The sequence below is a fragment of the Imperialibacter sp. genome (assembly GCF_048007035.1).
Taxonomy (GTDB): Bacteria; Bacteroidota; Bacteroidia; order Cytophagales; family Cyclobacteriaceae; genus Imperialibacter.
Genome location: NZ_CP180355.1, coordinates 6544599 through 6565716, shown reverse-complemented (window position 1 = coordinate 6565716; position 21118 = coordinate 6544599). Strand labels below are relative to the sequence as shown.

General features: G+C 45.7%; 19 protein-coding genes, 1 tRNA gene and 1 pseudogene. 11 read left to right on the top strand and 10 right to left on the bottom strand.

The features are described from left to right. Positions 1–121: 121 nt before the first annotated feature. Together ACMVP2_RS27810 and hemN are read right to left on the bottom strand one after the other, a co-directional pair. The gene (locus ACMVP2_RS27810; protein ID WP_416866037.1) at positions 122–1021 is read right to left on the bottom strand and encodes a serine hydrolase; all 900 of its coding nucleotides are present in this window, start codon (positions 1019–1021) and stop codon (positions 122–124) included. Positions 1022–1083: 62 nt separating this feature from the next. Continuing rightward, complete coding sequence (gene hemN / locus ACMVP2_RS27805) at positions 1084–2445, bottom strand: oxygen-independent coproporphyrinogen III oxidase (RefSeq protein WP_416866036.1); 1362 nt, start codon at positions 2443–2445, stop codon at positions 1084–1086. A gap of 282 nt (positions 2446–2727) precedes the next feature. On the opposite strand from hemN, the gene ACMVP2_RS27800 reads away from it, so the two are divergent. From ACMVP2_RS27800 to ACMVP2_RS27790, 3 genes are all read left to right on the top strand, one after another. Next, complete coding sequence (locus ACMVP2_RS27800) at positions 2728–4797, top strand: alpha/beta hydrolase (RefSeq protein ID WP_416866035.1); 2070 nt, start codon at positions 2728–2730, stop codon at positions 4795–4797. 62 nt (positions 4798–4859) lie between these two features. Then, positions 4860–5876, top strand: coding sequence for an NAD-dependent epimerase/dehydratase family protein (locus ACMVP2_RS27795; RefSeq protein WP_416866034.1), 1017 nt, complete (start codon positions 4860–4862; stop codon positions 5874–5876). A gap of 4 nt (positions 5877–5880) precedes the next feature. After that, a complete protein-coding gene (locus ACMVP2_RS27790; RefSeq protein ID WP_416866033.1) occupies positions 5881–6951 on the top strand; it encodes a dihydrodipicolinate synthase family protein in 1071 nt (356 codons plus the stop codon). Positions 6952–7497: 546 nt separating this feature from the next. Here the strand turns inward: ACMVP2_RS27790 and ACMVP2_RS27785 are convergent. The 7 genes and pseudogenes from ACMVP2_RS27785 to ACMVP2_RS27755 form a co-directional block, all read right to left on the bottom strand. Next, positions 7498–8361 carry a GNAT family N-acetyltransferase gene (locus tag ACMVP2_RS27785; protein ID WP_416866032.1) on the bottom strand — a complete coding sequence of 288 codons (864 nt, stop codon included), beginning with the start codon at positions 8359–8361 and terminating at the stop codon, positions 7498–7500. A 1-nt stretch (position 8362) separates the two neighbouring features. Then, a complete protein-coding gene (locus ACMVP2_RS27780) occupies positions 8363–9601 on the bottom strand; it encodes an MFS transporter (protein WP_416866031.1) in 1239 nt (412 codons plus the stop codon). A 243-nt stretch (positions 9602–9844) separates the two neighbouring features. Beyond that, positions 9845–10123 (bottom strand): annotated as a pseudogene (locus tag ACMVP2_RS27775) (GIY-YIG nuclease family protein); the annotation flags it as partial. 117 nt (positions 10124–10240) lie between these two features. Beyond that, the gene (locus tag ACMVP2_RS27770) at positions 10241–10606 is read right to left on the bottom strand and encodes a GIY-YIG nuclease family protein (protein WP_416866030.1); all 366 of its coding nucleotides are present in this window, start codon (positions 10604–10606) and stop codon (positions 10241–10243) included. Next, positions 10599–10964 (bottom strand): GIY-YIG nuclease family protein, encoded by a 366-nt coding sequence (locus ACMVP2_RS27765; protein ID WP_416866029.1) that lies wholly within the window; start codon positions 10962–10964, stop codon positions 10599–10601. The genes ACMVP2_RS27770 and ACMVP2_RS27765 overlap by 8 nt, the downstream gene beginning before the upstream one ends. Continuing rightward, positions 10957–11214, bottom strand: coding sequence for a GIY-YIG nuclease family protein (locus ACMVP2_RS27760; RefSeq protein WP_416866028.1), 258 nt, complete (start codon positions 11212–11214; stop codon positions 10957–10959). The genes ACMVP2_RS27765 and ACMVP2_RS27760 overlap by 8 nt, the downstream gene beginning before the upstream one ends. A 43-nt stretch (positions 11215–11257) precedes the next feature. After that, positions 11258–11331: transfer RNA gene (locus ACMVP2_RS27755), tRNA-Met, on the bottom strand. Positions 11332–11651: 320 nt separating this feature from the next. Between ACMVP2_RS27755 and ACMVP2_RS27750 the strand changes: the two genes are divergently transcribed. The 8 genes from ACMVP2_RS27750 (at position 11652) to bshB1 (ending at position 20371) form a co-directional block, all read left to right on the top strand. Further along, the gene (locus ACMVP2_RS27750) at positions 11652–12056 is read left to right on the top strand and encodes an START-like domain-containing protein (RefSeq protein ID WP_317492121.1); all 405 of its coding nucleotides are present in this window, start codon (positions 11652–11654) and stop codon (positions 12054–12056) included. Between the two features lie 79 nt (positions 12057–12135). Then, positions 12136–13875 (top strand): LptF/LptG family permease, encoded by a 1740-nt coding sequence (locus tag ACMVP2_RS27745; RefSeq protein ID WP_416866027.1) that lies wholly within the window; start codon positions 12136–12138, stop codon positions 13873–13875. A 97-nt stretch (positions 13876–13972) separates the two neighbouring features. Then, positions 13973–14248 (top strand): 30S ribosomal protein S15, encoded by a 276-nt coding sequence (gene rpsO / locus ACMVP2_RS27740; protein ID WP_151996977.1) that lies wholly within the window; start codon positions 13973–13975, stop codon positions 14246–14248. A gap of 109 nt (positions 14249–14357) precedes the next feature. Continuing rightward, complete coding sequence (gene pnp / locus ACMVP2_RS27735; protein ID WP_416866026.1) at positions 14358–16508, top strand: polyribonucleotide nucleotidyltransferase; 2151 nt, start codon at positions 14358–14360, stop codon at positions 16506–16508. Between the two features lie 95 nt (positions 16509–16603). Further along, the gene (locus tag ACMVP2_RS27730; protein WP_151996975.1) at positions 16604–17467 is read left to right on the top strand and encodes a sigma-70 family RNA polymerase sigma factor; all 864 of its coding nucleotides are present in this window, start codon (positions 16604–16606) and stop codon (positions 17465–17467) included. Between the two features lie 111 nt (positions 17468–17578). Continuing rightward, a complete protein-coding gene (gene trxB / locus ACMVP2_RS27725) occupies positions 17579–18523 on the top strand; it encodes a thioredoxin-disulfide reductase (protein ID WP_317492118.1) in 945 nt (314 codons plus the stop codon). A gap of 5 nt (positions 18524–18528) precedes the next feature. Next, the gene (locus ACMVP2_RS27720) at positions 18529–19560 is read left to right on the top strand and encodes a peptidoglycan DD-metalloendopeptidase family protein (RefSeq protein WP_317492117.1); all 1032 of its coding nucleotides are present in this window, start codon (positions 18529–18531) and stop codon (positions 19558–19560) included. A 94-nt stretch (positions 19561–19654) separates the two neighbouring features. Further along, a complete protein-coding gene (gene bshB1 / locus ACMVP2_RS27715; protein ID WP_416866025.1) occupies positions 19655–20371 on the top strand; it encodes a bacillithiol biosynthesis deacetylase BshB1 in 717 nt (238 codons plus the stop codon). 20 nt (positions 20372–20391) lie between these two features. Here the strand turns inward: bshB1 and pdxH are convergent, their stop codons facing one another. Continuing rightward, positions 20392–21033, bottom strand: coding sequence for a pyridoxamine 5'-phosphate oxidase (gene pdxH / locus ACMVP2_RS27710; RefSeq protein ID WP_416866024.1), 642 nt, complete (start codon positions 21031–21033; stop codon positions 20392–20394). Between the last annotated feature and the right edge of the window lie 85 nt (positions 21034–21118).

Sequence of the window (21118 nt, the reverse complement as noted above, 5' to 3'; positions counted from 1 at the left end):
ACCCGGCAACACTGGTAGACAAATGTCTCAAAGGAGGGCGGTAAATATGTTAACCTGGAGACAGATTGCTTTTGCCCGAGCGATTCGGTTGCAGTCTTTTTGAAACTAAAGCTGTTGCCGACTATTGATTCAAATAGCTGTATACCTTCTCCGACACCCTTGCCAGCACCTCAGTACCTTCTTCCATGGTATTCAGGTTCTTAGACAGCAGTACCAGCACATATTTCCGTCCATCGGGTAGATAAACAATGCCAGAATCGTGATGCAATTTGGCAATGGAGCCTGTTTTATGCGCCACAGAAACTGAATCTGGCAAATAGGCTGGGATGATGTCATTGAACTGCTGGTCTTTCAGAATTTTAATCATTGCTGAGCAGTCTTCCGGGGCACCGGCCTTGTCTGTTGCAATCATTTCCATCACAATGGCCAGGTCTTTAGCTGTTGTCGTGTTGTTCATGCCCAGCTCATAGGCCTTTTGGTCTTCCACGCCACGCAGCACCTGGATGTCGTTAGCTCCGAATGCTTTCATGGTTGTCATTACGTTCGGCGCACCTACCAATTCTATAAGGATATTGGTGGCCAGATTGCTACTCACAGTGATCATTTCATAGGTCAGATCATAAATGGTAAGCTTTTGGCCAACAAAGCTGTAAAGTCCTTCGCCACTATCTTCGCCTATATCCATGGTATAGGCCGATGAGTCGACAATACTTTTAAAATCATTGACAACCAGAATGGAGTCGGAAAGACTGAACTTACCGGCACGGGCTTGCTTAAATAGCTCAATCATTACCGGCGTTTTCATGGTACTGGCGGCATGAAAAGTCTCCTTTTCGTTGATGTAAAGTTGATTGTCAGGATTGCTGAGATCCTTGAAGGCAATGGCATAGTCGCCGGTGTTGGCTTCAAAAGCTGCTGCAATGCTTTGCTTCAGGTCGTCCAGCGTTTGCTTTTTTGCCCGGGGTTGGCAAGCGGCCAACGTGAGTGCCAAAGCGAATAATAGGTAGGTAGGTTTTTTCATTGGGTAAAAGGCTTTGTTCAAAGTAAAGCACAAACCTTTTAGCCGCCAAACCACTCATACCATCAAATAGTGGATGAAAAAAGTTGTGTTTCGGGCTGTTTTCGCCAAAGTCGTTTATCGAACGCCATGCAAATGTTTCGGATAAACGCACGTCCTTTTTCAGTGATGCGGACATCGTCTCCTCTCAACTCGATTAGCTCGTCCTGCATCGGCTCAGCCAGCCTTTCCAGTATGGAGCGGTACGACATTTGTGTCTCACGTAGCGTTGTGGAGAACCTGCACATAAGATCGAGAATGTGCTGCCTGATGATGAGGTCTTCCTGATTGAGCATATGCCCTCTGAAAACGGGCAAAAAGCCACTTTCGACCGACTCTTGATAGGTCTCAATGTCTTTGTGGTTCTGCGCAAAGCCATACCACGAGTCGCTAATGGAAGAAACTCCCAGGCCAATCAGTAGTTTGGTGGAGGAGGCGGTATAGCCCATGAAATTACGGTGAAGCTGTCCGTTAATTGATGATTCATAAAGCTCATCCTGTTTGGTGGCGAAATGATCCATGCCTATCTCCACCAAATCGATGTCCAGCAACATGTCTCTTCCAAGTTCATACAAAGCTCGTTTTTCGTCATCCTTTGGTAAATCAGCTTCCGAGAACTTCCTTTGCCCATTCCCCTTGATCCATGGCACATGGGCATAACTATAAAATGCTATGCGATCCGGCTTCAATTCTTTTACTTTCTCAATCGTATCAATGATGGAGTTTGATGTTTGGAAAGGCAAGCCGTAAACCAGATCGTAGTTGATAGATGTATAGCCCAATTCCCTTGACCACTCTGTCACCTCCTTCACTTTGTCAAACGTCTGATGGCGATGGATGGCCTCCTGCACTACCGGATCAAAATCCTGAATACCATAGCTTACCCTGTTAAAACCCAGTTCCCTGAGTGTTTTCAAATGCTCATATGAGGTGTTGTTAGGGTGCCCCTCAAAGCTGAAAGATGCTTTGGGGTGCTTATGGGCCTTTGAAAGTATCCCGATAATCAGCCACTGCAGGCTGACAGGAGAAAAAAAAGTGGGTGTTCCGCCTCCCAGGTGTATCTCTTTAATCACTGGTTTTTTTGGAAGCCGTGCCACGTAAAAGTCCCATTCCTTCAGCAAAGTGCTGATGTACGGTGTCTCCACTCCATGGTTCTTGGTAATCCGTTTGTTGCACCCGCAAAATGTGCACAGGCTTTCGCAGTAGGGTAGGTGAATGTACAGGCTAATTCCCTCTTCATCAGTTGTTTCAGCAAATGCTTGCTGGAAGCTTCGAGTCCATTGTTTGCAGGTGAAATCGTCCGACTCCCAGTAGGGCACGGTGGGGTAACTGGTATAGCGAGGTCCTGGTATATTGTATTTGGAAAGAAGGGATGACTGCTGCTGCATGTTTTACTTGATTTACACGCAAAGAAAGGCCATCCGTCTCCAGTAGGAAATGATAAAAATCAGCAAATAACTTGAAGAGACTCAGTTAAGATAAATGCTGGTGTCAATCGCAAAGTGAAGTTCAGCTCGCTCTTTCTCCATTTTCAGTGCTCAGATCGAGTATTAATATTTAAATCCCATCGATCCGAAAGAATGGTAATGGTAATAATTGCTAATTTTATTGATGCTGTTGCGACCAAATGAATGCAGGCCTGCAACTCAAAACAACTTTACCTCTTTTCAATGGATCATCAAACTAGAATCAGGTATGTGGCTTTTAATGTTATCAGCATCCTTTGTCTATGTAGCAGCCTCTTTATTTCATCATGTTCTGATCGTTCAACTTCCCGAGTCGACAGCGAGATTGCACGCCCGTCGGTCGAGAATAATATTCGGAGCTACCTGAACAAAGTATCGGCTGATATTACCGACAATTTCCATTCGGATATCCACTCGCTAGGTGATTGGGAGAAAATAAGGCGCCAGCGCTACGTGGAGTTTATAGAAATGATGGGCATTGATCACCTGCCCCTGAATGGAGAAAAATCGGCATTGAACGTAAAGGTGACGGGTACCATCCAGAAAGAGGGCTACCGAATTGAAAAGCTGTATTTTGAGCCGCTGCCTGGCTTATACGTAAGGGCAAACCTGTACATTCCTGATAGCATCAAAGAGCCCCGACCTGCCATCCTTTATGTATGTGGGCACTCTCCAACCCAAAAGGCGCACTACCAGGCCCACCCCATAAAATTTGCGCAGCTGGGCTTTGTATGCCTGATCACCGAAACCATTCAGTTTGGTGAGGTGCCAGGGCATCATTGGGGGCCCTATTCAAAAGGGTGGTTTAATTGGTACAGCCGGGGATATAATCCTGCCGGAGTGGAACTTTGGAATGCTATTCGGGCCATTGACCTTCTTTCGGAAAGGCCGGAGGTGGATGCAGATAAAATCGGGGTGACTGGCATTTCAGGCGGTGGCTCTCAGTCGTGGTACATTGCTGCTGCCGATCCTCGCATAAAGGCCGTTGCTCCTGTTTGTGGGGGAGCCACATTAAAGGATCATGTATTCAACAGAACCGTTGACGGACACTGCGATTGCATGATGCCTAATAACCTCTATGGTCGTGATTTTGCCGACATAGGCGCTTTGATTGCCCCACGGCCATTGCTCATCGCCCAGGCCAACCAGGATGAGATGTATAAGATTGAATCGGTGCGTGAGCTTGAATCTGAAGCCCAGAAAATGTATGAGATGTACGGGAAGCCCGACAACATATCTCTTGTTGAAACACCCGGTGGCCACTCTTACCATCAAGTATCTCGTCAAGAGATTTTCTCTTTTTTCCTTGATAAACTTATGGGAAAGAAAATTACTCCGAATCAGGTGGGAGATATTGATGAGAACCCTGAAAATCAGCTTTCTTTTGAAGAGCTGAAAGTGTACGTCGATGGCCCGCCGGAGGGAGACCGGACACGCACGATACAAGATTCTTTTATCCCACTAGCCAAAGCTCAGGAAATCACTACCGAAGAAGAGCTTTCTTCTCATCGTGATTCAGTAAAAAGATTTTTGCGTGAAAAAACATTTGGCCATTTTCCAGCAAAAGAGGCTGCATTTGATTCGCAACTCGAAATACAAAGTATGTTTAATGAAAACGCCGGAAACAGGATATTCAGCTTTGTTTCAGAGGAGGGATGGCGCTTAAAAATAGACGTCCGCTGGAGAGGCGACTCAAGCACGGTTAAGCCTTTAATGATTGTGCTACGCAATTATGATGAGGATCGGTGGGATTCTGAAAGCTTCGCTTCCAAATTGTCAAAAGACTGGAACATAGCCTATTTTGAGCCGAGAGGTGTTGGAGAAACAGGGTGGGATCCCGGGCTTCAATGGCACATCAGACGTGCCTCGGCCTGGACAGGAAGAACGATTGCCTCCATGCAGGTGTATGATGTTTTGCGGAGTCTTCAATTCTGTCGGACACTTCCTGGCATCGACCCAACAAAAATTGGCATTGCCGCCAGAGAGGAGATGACCGTGGTGTCATTATATGCGGCCTTGCTGGATGGGAAATGTGAAACTGTCATTTTGAAAAACCCACCTGCCACACAGGATGTAGTGAGCGACCCCGAAGGAAAAGGGCCAGCGATAGAAATGCTCAATTGCCTTCAGGCAACCGATGTCAATCAGATACCTGCACTGATCTGGCCTGCAAAAACGGAATTTGTCGGTGATGTTCCAGATGCTTATCAATGGTCAGAAAATATACTCAAGCGCTTAGGAAAGGGCGGATTCGCCAGGAATGACAGCAATTAATGTAAAGGTATGATCACCAACTGCCTTTTGGGAAAAATTAGAAATACGGAAGCCAACAGAATATGAACGATCTGGAAAAACGATACCAGCACCTATTGAAGCCTTCAGAAGCACTTATTTCTGAAATCTCAGCACTGACGGGCGACATTATTATCTTAGGTGCGGGCGGGAAAATGGGGCCGGCGCTTGCACTATTAGCAAAGCAGGCGGTGGATCAGGCAGGATTAAAAAAGCGGATTATTGGCGTCTCCCGTTTTTCTGAACCAGGTCTTCAGGCCAGACTGCATCAAAATGGTATTGAAACAATTACAGCTGATTTGCTGGACGAAAACCAGCTACAGGCGCTTCCCGAGGTGCCTAATGTCCTTTACCTGGCTGGAACAAAGTTTGGTACCACAGGGAATGAATCTTTTACCTGGGCCATGAATACCTACCTACCCGGAAGAGTAGCAGAGAAGTTCAAAAAATCCCGCATTGTCGTTTTCTCCACAGGAAATGTGTATCCGTTCGTTCCCGTAGTAAGTGGCGGGGCTACCGAATCGCTTCCACCAGAACCCATTGGCGAGTATGGCCAGTCATGCCTCGGCCGTGAACGCATTTTCCAATACTTCGCTGCCAAAAACAACACGCCCATTTTAATCTACCGGCTGAACTATGCCAACGACGTCTCGTATGGCGTGTTGCTGGAAATAGCCAAATCCGTGAAGGAGAGCAAACCGATTGACCTGGCCATGGGCACGGTAACCGTGATTTGGCAGGGCGATGCCAACGAAATAGCTTTACGAGCGCTTCACCATTGTGCCACGCCGGCAAAAATATTGAATGTCACCGGACCCGAAATTGTCTCAGTCCGATGGCTGGCTGAGGAATTTGGGAAAATACTGGGCGTAGCGCCTCAGTTTATCAACGAAGAGCAATCCACCTCATTATTATCGAATGCAGCCGAGTCCTTTCGTCTTTTTGGCTACCCCAAAGTGAGCTTGAAACAAATGATGGAGGCTATCCTTGAATGGTACATTGAGGGGGGTGAAATTTTAAATAAGCCCACTCACTTTTCAGAAAGAAAAGGAAAATTCTAAGCCCATGCCTAAACATATACAACTCGATTCCTCTGTGGCAAAGTTGTTAAACGAGGGGACGGTTATTCCGGCCCATCCTCTGGCGCTCACATCGGCACTTCACCTGGATGAAGCCAGGCAGCGACAGCTCACCCGTTATTATATGGCCAGTGGAGCAGGAGGGGTGGCAGTAGGCGTTCACACCACGCAGTTCGAAATCCGTAAACCAGAAATCAATTTGTTGGAGCCGGTACTCAAAATGGCTGCTGATGAAATTGCAATGGCGCAATTGACACGTCCTTTTATAAAAGTAGCGGGTATTTGCGGGCCGGTGGAGCAAGCGCTAAAAGAAGCTGAATTAGCACGAAAGTACGGATACCATCTTGGTTTGCTCAGCAATGGTGGGTTGAACAATTACACCGAAGCCGAACTCATCAAGCGCACAGAGGCGGTCGCTGAAATAATTCCGGTTTTCGGTTTTTATCTCCAACATGCCGTGGGAGGTCGCTACTTGAGTTATGATTTTTGGAAAGACTTCGCCGAAATCCCCAATGTGCAAGCCATCAAAGTCGCCGCCTTCAACCGGTACCAGACGCTGGACGTGGTCAGGGCGGTGTGTCACTCCTGCAGAAGAAACGAAATCGCACTCTACACGGGCAATGACGACAACATCGTTGCCGACTTACTCACACCTTACCAATTCCTGGTCAATGGAGAGCAAGTGGAAAAATCATTTGTTGGTGGGCTGTTGGGGCATTGGGCCGTTTGGACAAAGCAGGCGGTTGAGCTTTTCAAGGAAGTAAAAACATGTATTTCTAATGATTATGTTGGCGCAGAAAAACTCCTGGCAAAAGGGGTGGAGGTAACCGATATGAATGCCGTTATTTTTGATGCCGGGAACGCTTTCAAGGGATGTATTCCTGGCATTCATGAAGTGCTGCGCAGACAGGGCCTTTTACAGGCAGGGTTTTGTTTAAATGCAGAGGAAGTGCTTTCGGGCGGGCAGACGGAAGAGATTGATCGAATCTGCGAAAGCTACAGGCATTTGACTGATGATGAATTTGTGAGGAGGTTCTTGGTAGAGAAATTTGGCTAAGATTGGATTTTTCTTTGCTATTAAAAAGTGAGGTTTCTGTCTCGTTAAATTAGCCAGGGTTTCTTAGAATGAAATGGGCAATTGATATTATCACAAAAGCAAGCACGAGGCTTCCGCCTAATAAAGTGCTATTCTTTCTTTGGGAGAATTTTTCAACAATTGACAAGTACCTTTTTTTAAAGTAGAAAAGAAAATAAAAAACCGCTACTAGGATCAGCCATGCTGTTATGAATGTTGCATTATTTAAACTGATTTGAAAAATCGATACAATGTCTAGCAGCATTAACCCGGCTATTATGCTTATTGTAGACATTGCCCGTCGACTACTAGTCTGGGAAGGATATCCCCTCTCAATTTTTGCAATAAATGAATAAATCGAATAAAAAAGATAATCCATGGCTAACCCTCTGCAATGACACTTTTTGTCCGCCACATAAATGTATAATATACCACATATTCTTACAAAATGCTTCCCTTTAGTTCTGAGGGTTCTTTATACCAACGATCTGCTTGATTCATGTGGCGATTTTCAAACAAAGACTGGTTCTAGCCGAATTCAGGGCCGCAGATGCAGTAAGAATGCTCCGCAATTCCCGGAAAGTGATTTTCGCCTTTGTACATTCTCACAAAGTGCCTTTGTTTGGTGAATCCCATCGATTTTAACGAAGCAATCAAAGCTTGCTTGTCTTGCAACACATCTACCACCACGGGTTTTTGGACCAGCCCCTCGAGGGATTTTGCCAAAAGCGCCTGAGCAACCTCCATAGTTGAGGCAGACACCGGCCCCACATGATGATATTTGCTGCCACCCCTTCCCAGTACAAACCCCGTCACCCGATTTTTATGCCTTACAATCCATGCCTTATCTGGATATTCCTTTACAAGTGAGGTAATGAGGTGCTCTCTTTTTGTGCCGAAAACAGCGGCATCAAAAGCAACAATCTCTTTGATGTTCTCGGGCTTCACTGGCTCTGTTTCTATGCCGCTGTTGTCGAATGACGCAGAATTCGTCAACAATACATGCACCATTCTATCGATTAGGTACTCGTCTTTAAAGCCAAACTGTTGATACACCTGCTGCCCGGCGGGAGTAGCATCCAGTTTGATCGATATCTCGCTTGTATTCTTGAAAACATGATCGAGCAAGGCTTTGCTTACCCCCTGGCCTCGGTACGCTTTATCGACCAGCACCATACCAATCCATGCCAACTGATGTGAATAGTTGATAGCCGTGGTGGTGCCAATAACTTTTGAATCATGCTCCGCCAGCACACAAGCGCCTTCGCTCCCTTTAATTAGCAAGGCCCAATCGTTTTCTGTTTGGTTCCAGCCTTCAGCAGTTGATAAGGTCATTGCTGCACTGATGTCGATCAATTTCAGCGGCCGCAATATGAAATCACTTTTACTCATATCAGGCTTCTTCGACAAAGCTCATGTCTTTCTTAAAGGTTTCTTCGAGATAGTAAAGTGCTATCATGCCTGCTAAATACGTGAGGACTCCGGTAATCAGGGCACTGTTAATGGTTCCGATATAACCTTTCATTACCAGGAAAATGGACGTGAGTGGAATGATCGTTCCCCTCACAAAGTTAGGGGCGGTGGTAGCCACGGTTGCACGCAGGTTGGAGCCAAACAGCTCGGCTGCCACGGTGATGAAAAGCGTCCAATAACCACTGAAAAAGCCCAGACAACCACATAACAGGTAGAACAGGGTTGTGCTTGAGAAAGGTGCCAATAGAAGGATCAATACCAGTAAAAATGAGCCCATCATGAATGAAAAAATCACCTGTCTCCTGTTTTGTAAGTATTGACTGAGAAAACCACTTGCCAGATTGCCCGCCACCTGTGCCGCAAATGCAAAAAGCACTGCCCGTCCCGCATCTATAGGTTGGTCGAGATGCATCGCTTTGCCAATTTCAGGGGAGAAGGTAATCAGGATGCCGACCACAAACCATATAGGCATGCCGACAACAATGCTGGTCATATATTTTAAGAATCTCGCTTTATTATTGAACAGCATACGTACGTCTCCCCGCCTGACGTTTTGCTGTTTTAATTGCAGGAAGATACCAGATTCAAAAACTTTTAATCTTAATGCCATGAGCAACAGCCCAAGTCCACCTCCGATAAAATAGGAAACTCGCCACTCAAAAAACTGGACAATCAAAAAGGCAAGCAAGGCACCAAAAACGCCCATAGTAGCTACTAATGTCGTTCCATAACCCCGAATATTCTTAGGGAGGATTTCTACGACCAAAGTAATTCCCACTCCCAATTCGCCGGCAAGACCGAAACCTGCAATAAACCTTAACACGGCATACTGCTCAATAGTGGTTACCAGCCCATTCCCAATATTGGCAATCGAATAGATTAAAATGGACCCGAACAGAACAGACAACCTTCCTTTTTTGTCGCCAAGCACACCCCAAAACATCCCCCCAATGAGCATCCCCACCATCTGCAGGTTCAGCAGTAGAATTCCATCGCTTAACACCTGTTCATCTGTAAGACCAAGCGACTTTAAACTTGGCACCCTAACGATGCTAAACAAGAATAGATCGTACATATCGACAAGGTATCCCAGTGCAGCCACCATCACGGGAATACTTAGAAGCTGCTGAACAGTAGTTTTAGTAGGTGAGTCCTTCATTTGGATGTGTTTGAATAAATAATGACGTCAGTAAAAATATGTAATTAAACCCTAATGATATTCAGAGAATATGCTCAAGTCCCAACAGATGTCAAATAAATTTCGTACCCTGTGGGCATGACAAGGGCGGGGCGAAAACAGTAGTCATAGAAAAAAGGAAAAGTAGCCTTTTGAGCTGCTTTCTTACTGTAGCGGGGAGCAGGATTCACTGGCCGTCCGCCAACCGGCGGATCATTTGTCCGACTACTGGCGGAAGGAGTCCTGTGCTTTATTCCGGCCGGGTAGGCCATCTTGCCTGGAGTTGATTAAGTTCCAAATGAACTCTCTTCCTTTCGCCGACTTAAGTTGCCTCTCCCTGATCATCGCCTCTTTTTTTGTTGGATAGGATTCTGTATAAACTACAACCCATGGACGATACCGGAAAGTATAGCCCTTGGTTTGATAGATATTGTGGGCATCTAGTCGATTCTGCATATCGGATGAGTAGCCGATGTAAATTTTGTTGAATTTGGCGCTATGTAGTGCGTAAACGGTGACATAGTCGAAAAAGGAAAAGCAGCCTTTTGAGCTGCTTTCTTACTGTAGCGGGGAGCAGGATTCACTGGCCGTCCGCCAACCGGCGGATATGAATCCTGCACTCTAATCATCTTGTCTAGAGTTGATTAAGTTCCAAATGAATTCTCTTCCTTTCGCCGACTTAAGTTGCCTCTCCCTGATCATCGCCTCTTTTTTTGTCGGGTAGGATTCTGTATAAACTACAACCCATGGACGATACCGGAAAGTATAGCCCTTGGTTTGATAGATATTGTGGGCATCTAGTCGATTCTCCATATCGGACGAGTAGCCGATATAAATTTTGTTGAATTTGGCGCTATGTAGTGCGTAAACGGTGAACATAGTCGAAAAAGGAAAAGCAGCCTTTTGAGCTGCTTTCTTACTGTAGCGGGGAGCAGGATTCACTGGCCGTCCGCCAACCGGCGGATATGAATCCTGCACTCTAATCATCTTGCCTGGAGTTGATTAAGTTCCAAATGAACTCTCTTCCTTTCGCCGACTTAAGTTGCCTCTCCCTGATCATCGCCTCTTTTTTTGTTGGATAGGATTCTGTATAAACTACAACCCATGGACGATACCGGAAAGTATAGCCCTTGGTTTGATAGATGTTGTGGGCATCTAGTCGATTCTGCATATCGGATGAGTAGCCGATATAAATCTTATTGAATTTGGCGCTATGTAGTGCGTAAACGGTGAACATAGTCGAAAAAGGAAAAGCAGCCTTTTGAGCTGCTTTCTTACTGTAGCGGGGAGCAGGATTCACTGGCCGTCCGCCAACCGGCGGATATGAATCCTGCACTCTAATCATCTTGCCTGGAGTTGATTAAGTTCCAAATGAACTCTCTTCCTTTCGCCGACTTAAGTTGCCTCTCCCTGATCATCGCCTCTTTTTTTGTTGGATAGGATTCTGTATAAACTACAACCCATGGACGATACCGCAAAGTATAGCCCTTGGTTTGATAGATGTTGTGGGCATCTAGTCGATTCTGCATATCGGATGAGTAGCCGATATAAATCTTATTGAATTTGGCGCTATGTAGTGCGTAAACGGTGAACATAGTCGAAAAAGGAAAAGCAGCCTTTTGAGCTGCTTTCTTACTGTAGCGGGGAGCAGGATCGAACTGCCGACCTCAGGGTTATGAATCCTGCGCTCTAACCATCTGAGCTACCCCGCCAAATCAATTACTTCAAATATCTTCTTCGCAGTATCAAACTGCCGTCCGCTAACTAGCGGATATGAATCCTGCGCTCTATCCCGGCCGGGTAGGCCATCTGAGCTACCCCGCCATCAATCTCCCAAAAATGGGAGTGCAAATGTATGAAGATTGTTTTCTAATTGCCAACCATAATCTTCAACTTTTATTGGGGAAGAACATATCGATAAGATTGAAAGACCCTCTGGTTGGTTCGAATCGCAGTACTTAAGCACCTCATTTGGCTATTAAAAAATAAATTATGTTCACATCAATTTTATTTTTAATACATTAAGGCACTTTTGAAGAAGTTCGATATGGGTAACTACAAGTATATAGCAGAGTTTGAATTCAGGGCATCGAAAAAAATGCTTTTTCCATATGTGAGTTCAGCGAGTGGGTTGGCGCAGTGGTTTGCCGACGATGTAAACATCAACGAGGACAAGGACTACATATTCATTTGGGACGGGGAGAAAAACAAAGCTAAGATGACTTCACACCGGGCCAATAGCCTTGTTAAGTTCGTTTTTGAAGGCACTGAAGACAATGACGACCCCAATTACGTTGAGCTGAAGCTCGAGGAAAACGAAATGACGCAGTCAACCTATCTCAAGATCACCGATTATTCTGACATGGATGATCTTGAAGAATTGGAAGATCTTTGGGAATCAATGATCCACACCCTAAAAGAAATAGTCGGTGGTTAAGGAATACTTTTTGCCTACTTTTGCGGTTAATTAACAGGTGCTGCTCGCACCTTAATCTGCAAAGCACTTTTCCGCAGGCATGAAGAAACTTGATAAGCTCATACTAAAATCATTTTTCGGCCCCTTCTTCCTCACCTTTTTGGTGGTGGTGTTTATTCTGCTTGTGCAGTACATGCTCAAGTACTTCGACGATTTCGTGGGAAAGGATCTTGGTTTTAGCGTTTTTGCCGAGCTTATTTTTTACTTCAGCATTAATATGTCACAGGTGGCTTTGCCATTAGCCATCTTGCTGTCGTCTCTTATGACTTTCGGAAACCTGGGAGAGCACTTCGAGCTAACTGCCATCAAATCTGCTGGCATTTCGTTGGTCAGAACCCTCAGGCCACTCTTTATTGCCGTGTTGTTTTTGGTGGTGTTGGCCTTTATGAACAACAACTTCATTGTGCCCGAGGCCAATATCAATGCCTACAGCCTGCTTTATGACATCAGACAGAAAAAGCCCTCGCTGGATATCCGGGAAGGTCAGTTTTATAATGGCATTCCCAATTATAGCATCAAAGTCAATCAGAAGTATCCGGATGGCGTGTCGATGAAAGACGTGATCATTTACGACCACACCAGGGAAATGGGCAATAATAGCGTCACTGTGGCTGATTCATGCAGAATGTATACCATCCTTAATGACCGCTACCTCGTTTTTGAGCTCTATGATGGCAATTCTTACCAGGAATCAAGGCAAAATGAATTTAACAGAACAGCCAGCTTTGGTGGAGTAAACGACCTGGCAAGAAACGAGTTCAGTCAAATGAAAATGGTGCTCAGTCTGGCTTCATTTGACCTCAACCGTACCAAACAGGAGCTTTTTGCCGGCAACAGACTCATGAAAGACATGGGCGAGCTTGCCCATGACATTGACTCTATGCAGGGCGTGGTCAGCGAAGTCAGGCTCAACCTGCTCAATAATGCCGATGGAATGTACGACTACCACCTGAAGGAAAGAAGACAAAGGAAAATTGACTCTATCAGGGCTGCCACCAGCAAGGAAAGGGAGGCCGTGGCGGTGTCGCAGGGGGAAGTAAAGATCACCGTAGAAGACAGTATTTTATCTCCAAACACAGGGAATACCCCGGTTGCCCCCCGCATTGCGAGAGAGTCTGCCATTGAAGCGCTGGCGAAGACGCAGGCCAAAACTAGGGAGCAGGCGAAGGCAGATAGTATTAGAGCAGCCAGGGAATTGGTCATACAAAGAAAAAAGGCGGCAAGAGATACCATCACTTTCGAAAAACACTTTGCCGACAATAGCAGGAGAACCCGTGCAGTCAATGACGCCCTGGTAAAGGCCAGGTACATAAAGACCAACCTCGCTAATCAGGCTACCAGGATAGAAAACCTCAACTCCGAAATTTATCGCCACATTATCGAAAAACACAAAAAGGTAGCTCTGGCCTTTAGCTGTCTGGTCATGTTTTTCATTGGGGCTCCATTAGGCTCCATCATCAAAAAAGGAGGTTTCGGCTTGCCGGTGATTCTGTCCATTGGGTTTTTCATTATATTCTATGTAGTGAGCATCATGAGTGAAAAGTACGCCAGGGAAGGCTTACTCGATGGCGCTGTCGCCGCCTGGATGCCCAATATGGTGCTGTTGCCATTCGGAGCATTTTTCCTTCGGCAGGCCCGCAACGACTCACGGCTTTTTGATGCCGATGTTTACATTATGTTCATTGATCGGTTAAAGAAGAAATGGGCCGCCTTTGTGCAGAGGAAGCGCCAGGTTTCGCTAACGGAAAAAGCCTTATCAGATCAATCAGAAGGAGAATAAACCTGTCAGTATATTTTATACAGAGTTTTGTATTTCAATAAGCTTCTCTCTACCTTTGCACATTAATTTCAATTCATACAATTTATTTTAGCTAAGCATGTATTTATCAACAGACAAGAAGCAAGAGCTCTTCGAGAATCATGGTCGGTTAAAATCTAAGACAGATACCGGTTCACCGGAGTCTCAGATTTCATTATTCACCTTCCGCATCAATCACCTTACAGAACACCTCAAAATCAACAAGAAGGATCACTCTTCTCGTTTGGGGCTGTTGAAGCTGGTAGGTAAAAGAAGAAGATTATTGGATTACCTGGTTAAGGTAGACATTACGAGGTATAGAGCAATTGTAGCTGAACTGAATCTCAGAAAGTAAAAAGTTCAGGGAGGGGATTCATAAAACGGATTCCCTCTTTTTATTTTCCCCTTATCTGAAACAATCGAAATTAAAATTTGATTTACTTTTTATACGTTAACTAATATTTATGTATCCAAGCGTCATTACAAAAACCATAACCCTTGCTGACGGCAGAGAGATTACAATTGAGACTGGAAAATTAGCTAAGCAAGCGGATGGTTCAGTGGTGGTCAAAATGGGCAACACAATGCTACTGGCCACAGTAGTTTCCAACAAAGACGCAAAAGAAGGAGTGGATTTCCTTCCGATGTCTGTAGACTACCAGGAGAAATTTGCAGCGGCAGGTAAAATACCTGGCGGCTTTCTAAAGAGAGAAGGTAGACTGTCAGACTACGAAATACTCATTTCAAGACTTGTAGACAGGGCCATTCGTCCACTTTTCCCTGACGATTACCACGCAGAAACGCAAATCGCCATTTCATTAATTTCGGCAGGTGACGATGTAATGCCCGATGCTTTGGCAGCTCTTGCCGCCTCATCGGCGCTGGCTGTTTCCGATATTCCTTTTGGCGGACCAATCTCTGAAGTAAGGGTAGCCAAAATTGACGGTCAGTATGTGATTAGCCCTACAGCGGCACAAGCTAAGACTGCTACACTCGACCTTGTTGTCGCAGCATCTTACGACAATATTCTGATGGTGGAAGGCGAGTCGAAGGAAGTGTCTGAAGCAGAAATGCTTGAGGCGTTGAAAATTGCGCACGACACAATTAAAATACATTGCCAGGTGCAGAAGGAGCTGGAAGCAGCTGCCGGAAAAACTGTGAAGCGCACCTACAATCACGAAAACAACGATGAGGCCCTAAAAAAGGACATGCACGAAAAACTTTATGACAAATGTTATAAAGTTGCTGCCAAGCAGATGCCTTCTAAGTCTGATCGCAAGGAGCAGTTTGCTGCCATTGTCGACGAATATGTAGAATCGTTCACCGAAGAGCAGAAAGAAACTATTGATAAGGATCTTATAAAAAGATACTATCACGATATTGAGAAGGAAGCCGTTCGTAACTTCGTTCTCGACTCAAGAAAACGTTTGGATGGACGTAATCTTGACGAAATAAGATATATCTGGAGTGAGGTAAACTACCTTCCCGGAGCTCACGGTTCAGCTATTTTCACAAGAGGTGAAACGCAGGCCCTTGCGTCAGTTACACTTGGCACCAAGCTGGATGAACAGATGATTGACAGCGCTTTGATGAAGGGCTTCAATAAGTTCATACTCCACTACAATTTCCCGGCGTTTTCAACTGGCGAAGTAAAGCCCAACAGAGGCCCGGGACGTAGAGAAGTTGGTCATGGTAACCTGGCCATGAGAGCACTCAAGCAGGTTTTGCCCCCTGAGGAAGAAAACCCTTACACTATTCGTATTGTGTCTGACGTTCTGGAATCGAACGGTTCTTCGTCAATGGCAACCGTTTGTGCAGGCACGCTGGCCCTGATGGACGCTGGTATCAAAATCAAAGCGCCCGTAACAGGTATTGCTATGGGGATGATTTCTGATGGCAAAACTGGTAAATACGCCATTCTTTCCGATATCCTTGGCGACGAGGACCACCTTGGCGACATGGACTTCAAAGTGACCGGAACCCGTAATGGCATCACTGCTTGTCAGATGGACATCAAGGTTGACGGACTTTCCTATCAGGTGCTTGAAGAGGCGCTTAATCAGGCAAAAGCTGGTCGTTTGCACATCATGGACGAAATTGAGAAAACATTGTCTGTTCCGAATGCAGATTTGAAACCTCATGCACCAAGATCCGTGAGGATTAATATCGAACGGGAAATGATCGGTGCGGTGATCGGGCCTGGTGGAAAAATTGTTCAGGAAATCCAGAAGGAAACTGGCGCCACCGTTATCATTGAAGAAATTGCTACAGGAGGTGTTGTGAGCATTTTTGCCAATGACCAGGAGTCGATGGACAAGGCCGTGAAGCGTGTAAACGCTATTGTTGCCGTGCCAGTGGTTGGCGAAGTTTACGATGGAAAAGTGAAGTCAATTATGCCATTTGGTGCATTTGTTGAGTTTATGCCTGGCAAAGATGGCCTTCTGCATATCTCAGAAATCAAATGGGAGAAAATCGAAAAACTAGACGGTATTCTCGAGGTAGGAGAGGAAATTAAGGTGAAATTGACTGAAGTAGACAAGAAAACCGGTAAATATAGACTGTCAAGAAAGGTTTTGATACCTCGGCCTGAGCGAAACCAGGAAACAAGCAACTAACATTTGTCAAAAAAAAAGCGGGAACATTAGAGAAAGGAACTTTACCTTTTTATATTATTGTTTAGTCTATTAGGCTTTAAAAAGTCAGATATTGAATGAGACAGTTAAAGATAAGTAAGCAGATCACCAATCGTGAGAGTCAGTCGCTTGACAAGTATCTCCAGGAAATAGGTAAAGTAGACCTGCTTACCCCCGATGAAGAAGTAACACTAGCTAAACGAATAAGAGAAGGAGACCAAATGGCTTTGGAGAAACTGACCAAAGCCAACCTTCGATTTGTGGTGTCAGTAGCCAAACAATACCAAAACCAGGGGCTTTCGCTGGGTGATTTGATCAATGAAGGAAATCTGGGCCTTATTAAGGCAGCCCAGCGATTTGACGAAACCAGAGGTTTTAAGTTCATCTCTTATGCAGTTTGGTGGATTCGTCAGTCGATTCTTCAGGCATTGGCCGAGCAATCAAGGATTGTGCGCCTTCCCTTGAACAGGGTGGGGTCGTTGAATAAGATTTCAAAAACTTTTTCTGAGCTTGAGCAAAAATATGAACGTGAGCCATCCCCGGATGAACTTGCTGAAGTATTGGAGGTATCTACCAGTGAGGTTGTGGACACCATGAAGATTTCTGGTCGTCACGTGTCGATGGATGCACCTTTTGTTCAGGGCGAAGAGAACAGCCTGCTGGATGTGTTGGAAAACGACATGGAGGAGACTCCGGATTCGGGCCTTATCAATGACTCCCTTCGCAAAGAGGTACAGAGAGCACTTTCGACGCTTACAACCAGAGAAGCCGACGTTATTTCCCTTTACTTTGGACTTAACGGAGAGCATGCAATGACCCTCGAGGAGATAGGTGAGAAGTTTAATTTGACCAGGGAAAGGGTTCGTCAAATCAAGGAGAAAGCCATTAGACGACTGAGGCATACATCCCGCAGTAAGGCCCTTAAGCCGTACCTGGGGTAGTAAGACTCAAAAAATTTAGCAAAGGTCTCAAAGGAGACCTTTTTTCGTTGACGCCAAACGATCTTTTGCGTTTAAATTGGTGTTACTGTTGACAGCAAACAAAATTTCGAGATGACAAAAGAAGAAGTTAAAGTGTTGATTATCGGTTCTGGGCCTGCAGGATACACTGCAGCTATATACGCTGCTCGTGCTGGTCTGAAGCCGGTTTTGTATACTGGCGGCCAGCCCGGCGGTCAGCTAACAATTACAACTGACGTAGAAAACTACCCTGGCTACCCTGAAGGGATCATGGGGCCGCAGATGATGACCGACTTTCAAAAGCAAGCAGAGCGATTTGGAACGGATATTCGCTATGGACTGGCCACGTCTGTCGATTTCTCTTCCTATCCACACAAAGTAATAGTAGATGAAACACATGAGATTACTGCTGAGGCTGTGATTGTGTCAACCGGGGCGTCAGCCAAATGGCTGAACCTTCCGTCGGAGCAAAGGCTAAACGGCCATGGTGTGTCTGCTTGCGCTGTATGTGATGGTTTCTTTTTCCGTGGACAGGACGTAGCAATTGTCGGAGCTGGAGACACAGCTGCTGAAGAAGCCAGCTACCTGTCGAAAATATGTAGCAAGGTGTATATGATTGTGAGGAGAGATGAAATGCGGGCTTCTGTGATCATGCAGCAAAGGGTTAAAAACGCCAAAAACATAGAAATTCTTTGGAATACTGAGACGGAAGAGGTGCTTGGTGACAAGGAAGTAAATGCCGTAAGAGTGGTAAATACGCAAACGGGGGAGAAGAGGGAGCTTAAAGTCGGCGGATTTTTCGTTGCAATTGGACATAAACCCAATACGGACATTTTCAAAGAATGGCTTGATATGGACGAGAATGGCTATATAAAGACGATTCCAGGCTCATCCAAAACAAATATAGAAGGGGTTTTTGCTACCGGAGATGCCCAGGATCATATTTACAGGCAGGCCGTGACGGCAGCCGGCAGCGGATGTATGGGTGCATTGGATGCAGAAAGATTTTTGGCGGAGAAAGAATTGGCCGTATCTTAGCAGCCATGATTAAGAAAAGTTTACTACTAGCGGCCTGGGTAGTAATATTATTAGCTTTTGAATCACGAGCGCAGGAAAGCAAATCGTGGGTCAAAAGCTTTTTCTCTTTTAAGAAGAGAGAAACCCCGGCCCCAATACCTCCCGCACCGCTATTTGTGGTTTCCAACGATGCCTTTGCGGTTGATTTTGATTTTCTCGATAGCCTCATTACAGCAGAACTGGAAGCGATGGCTCCACCTGCCGAAGGAGGTCCGGCCACACCACCATTGATACTTTCCTATGGTCATGAGGTGGCTGTTTCCGACAAGCTGTCCCTTGACTCGGTATGGCTTTCCGCTGAAGACTACTACAATATTTGGGACTCGCAGAGAGTCAACCCTTACAAATTCAACGGCCTGGATTACAAAGACACTACTGAGCTGACATTGTTTTACCCGGAGGTAGGGTTAGTTTGGGAGAATCCCTTGAAAAAGTCGGTGATTACGTCTGATTTCGGCTTGCGCAGGTATCGCTGGCATTATGGTGTGGATTTGCGACTTACTACCGGCGACTCTGTGAAAGTGGCTTTCGATGGTGTAGTAAGAATGGCGAACTATGACAGACCCGGCTACGGCAACTATGTGCTTGTGAGGCACTACAATGGTGTGGAAACCCTCTACGGGCACTTATCCAAGCGCCTGGTGAATGTTGGTGACGAAATCAAGGCTGGAGATTTGGTAGGCTGGGGCGGAAGTACAGGAAGAAGCAGCGGCCCCCACCTTCACTTTGAGGTGAGGTATCAGGGCAATGCCATCGACCCAAAAGAGTTTTTTGATTTTGATACTAATTGCCTGATAGATCAAAAGTACACACTTACAAGAGCATCCTTTGCTTATCTTGAGGAGGCCAATAAGGTGATCGTACACCGAGTGAGGAGTGGCGACACCCTTAGCGGCATCGGCAACAGGTATGGAGTGTCGGTTACAAAGCTTTGCAGGCTCAACGGCATTTCAAGAAATTCGGTAATCAGAGTAGGCCAGAGGTTGCGAATTAATTAGATGAAATGAGCATGCTTTGGCTAAGCACGTTACGTAACAGAAATGGACGTGCATGCGAATTCCATGAGGCCGATAAAAAATAAGTTTTATTTTCATGAAACTCGATATTCTTGTTTTTACGGCGCACCCCGACGACGCCGAACTTGCCTGTGCAGGAACACTCATCTCTCACATTGAGATGGGCAAAAAAGTCGGCATTGTTGACCTTACCAGAGGGGAGCTTGGCACACGAGGCACGCCCGAAGCAAGGGCTGCCGAAGCCACTGAAGCAAGTAAAGTGATGGGTATTCATGTTAGGGAGAACCTGGGGTTTCGTGACGGGTTTTTTACCGAGGATGAACATCACAAGCTTGAGGTGGTGAAAATGATACGGAAGTATCAACCCGAAATCATTTTAGCAAACGCCATTCGTGACCGTCACCCTGACCATGGCAGGGCCTCCCGCCTGGTGTCAGAAGCAAGCTTTGTGTCGGGCCTTAGAATGGTCGAAACCAGTATTGATGGCAACCCTCAGCAACCATGGAGGGCGAAAAATGTATATCACTATATCCAGAGCAACTTCATTATGCCCGATTTTATTGTTGATGTATCAGCTGCATGGGGGAAGAAAATGCAGGCCATCAAGTGCTTTAAATCGCAATTTTACGATCCGGCCAGCAAAGAGCCGAGCACATTTATTTCCTCTCCCGAGTTTATGAAGATGCTGGAAAGCAGAGGAAAGGAGCTTGGACACTCAATTGGTGCTGCCTATGGAGAGGGATTTACCGTTGAGCGGCATTTGGGAGTAAAAGACCTGTTTCACTTACAATAGTAAGTCGCTTTTAGCCTCCATCAGGGAGAAAGACGCTCAGTTCGCCAGGAGCCGTCTACGCCTTTTTTGAACACGATCCTGTCATGCAGCCTGCTTGGGCGTCCCTGCCAGAATTCAACCAACACAGGCACCAGTCCATAGCCACCCCAGTAGTCCGGTTTTGGTATTTCTGCCAGCCCACTAAATTTCATCTTGAAATCTTCTGTTTTCTTTTCTAAAAATGCCCTGTCCGGTATCGACTCACTCTGCAAGCTTACCCAGGCACCGATTTGGCTACCCAAAGGCCTGGAGTGATAATATCTGGAGGACGTCGCCTCTGATAACTTCGTCACGCTACCCTCAATGCGCACTTGTCTTTCAAGGTCGGCCCAAAAAAATGTCAGAGACGCTCGGTTGTTTTGCGCAAGTTCTTTGCCCTTGTGGCTTTCGTAGTTGGTGAAGAATTGAAAAGCACCATCTTCCAGTCCTTTCAGAAGCACGATTCTGCCATGTGGTTGTCCATCGGGAGAAACAGTGGACAAGGTCATGGCATTAGGTTCTTTCACTTTTACTTCAAGCGCTTCCTGAAACCACTTGTTGAATTGAAGCACCGGGTCTTTCTCTACAGCCGCCTCGTTTAGAACCTGGCTGGAATATTCTTCTCTCAGATCTGCGATATTCATTTCCTTAGTATTTTTCAAATCCGACTCAAATTTATGAATAGCCCTTACAATTTGACTATTATTAATGTTATATATGCAATGTGGT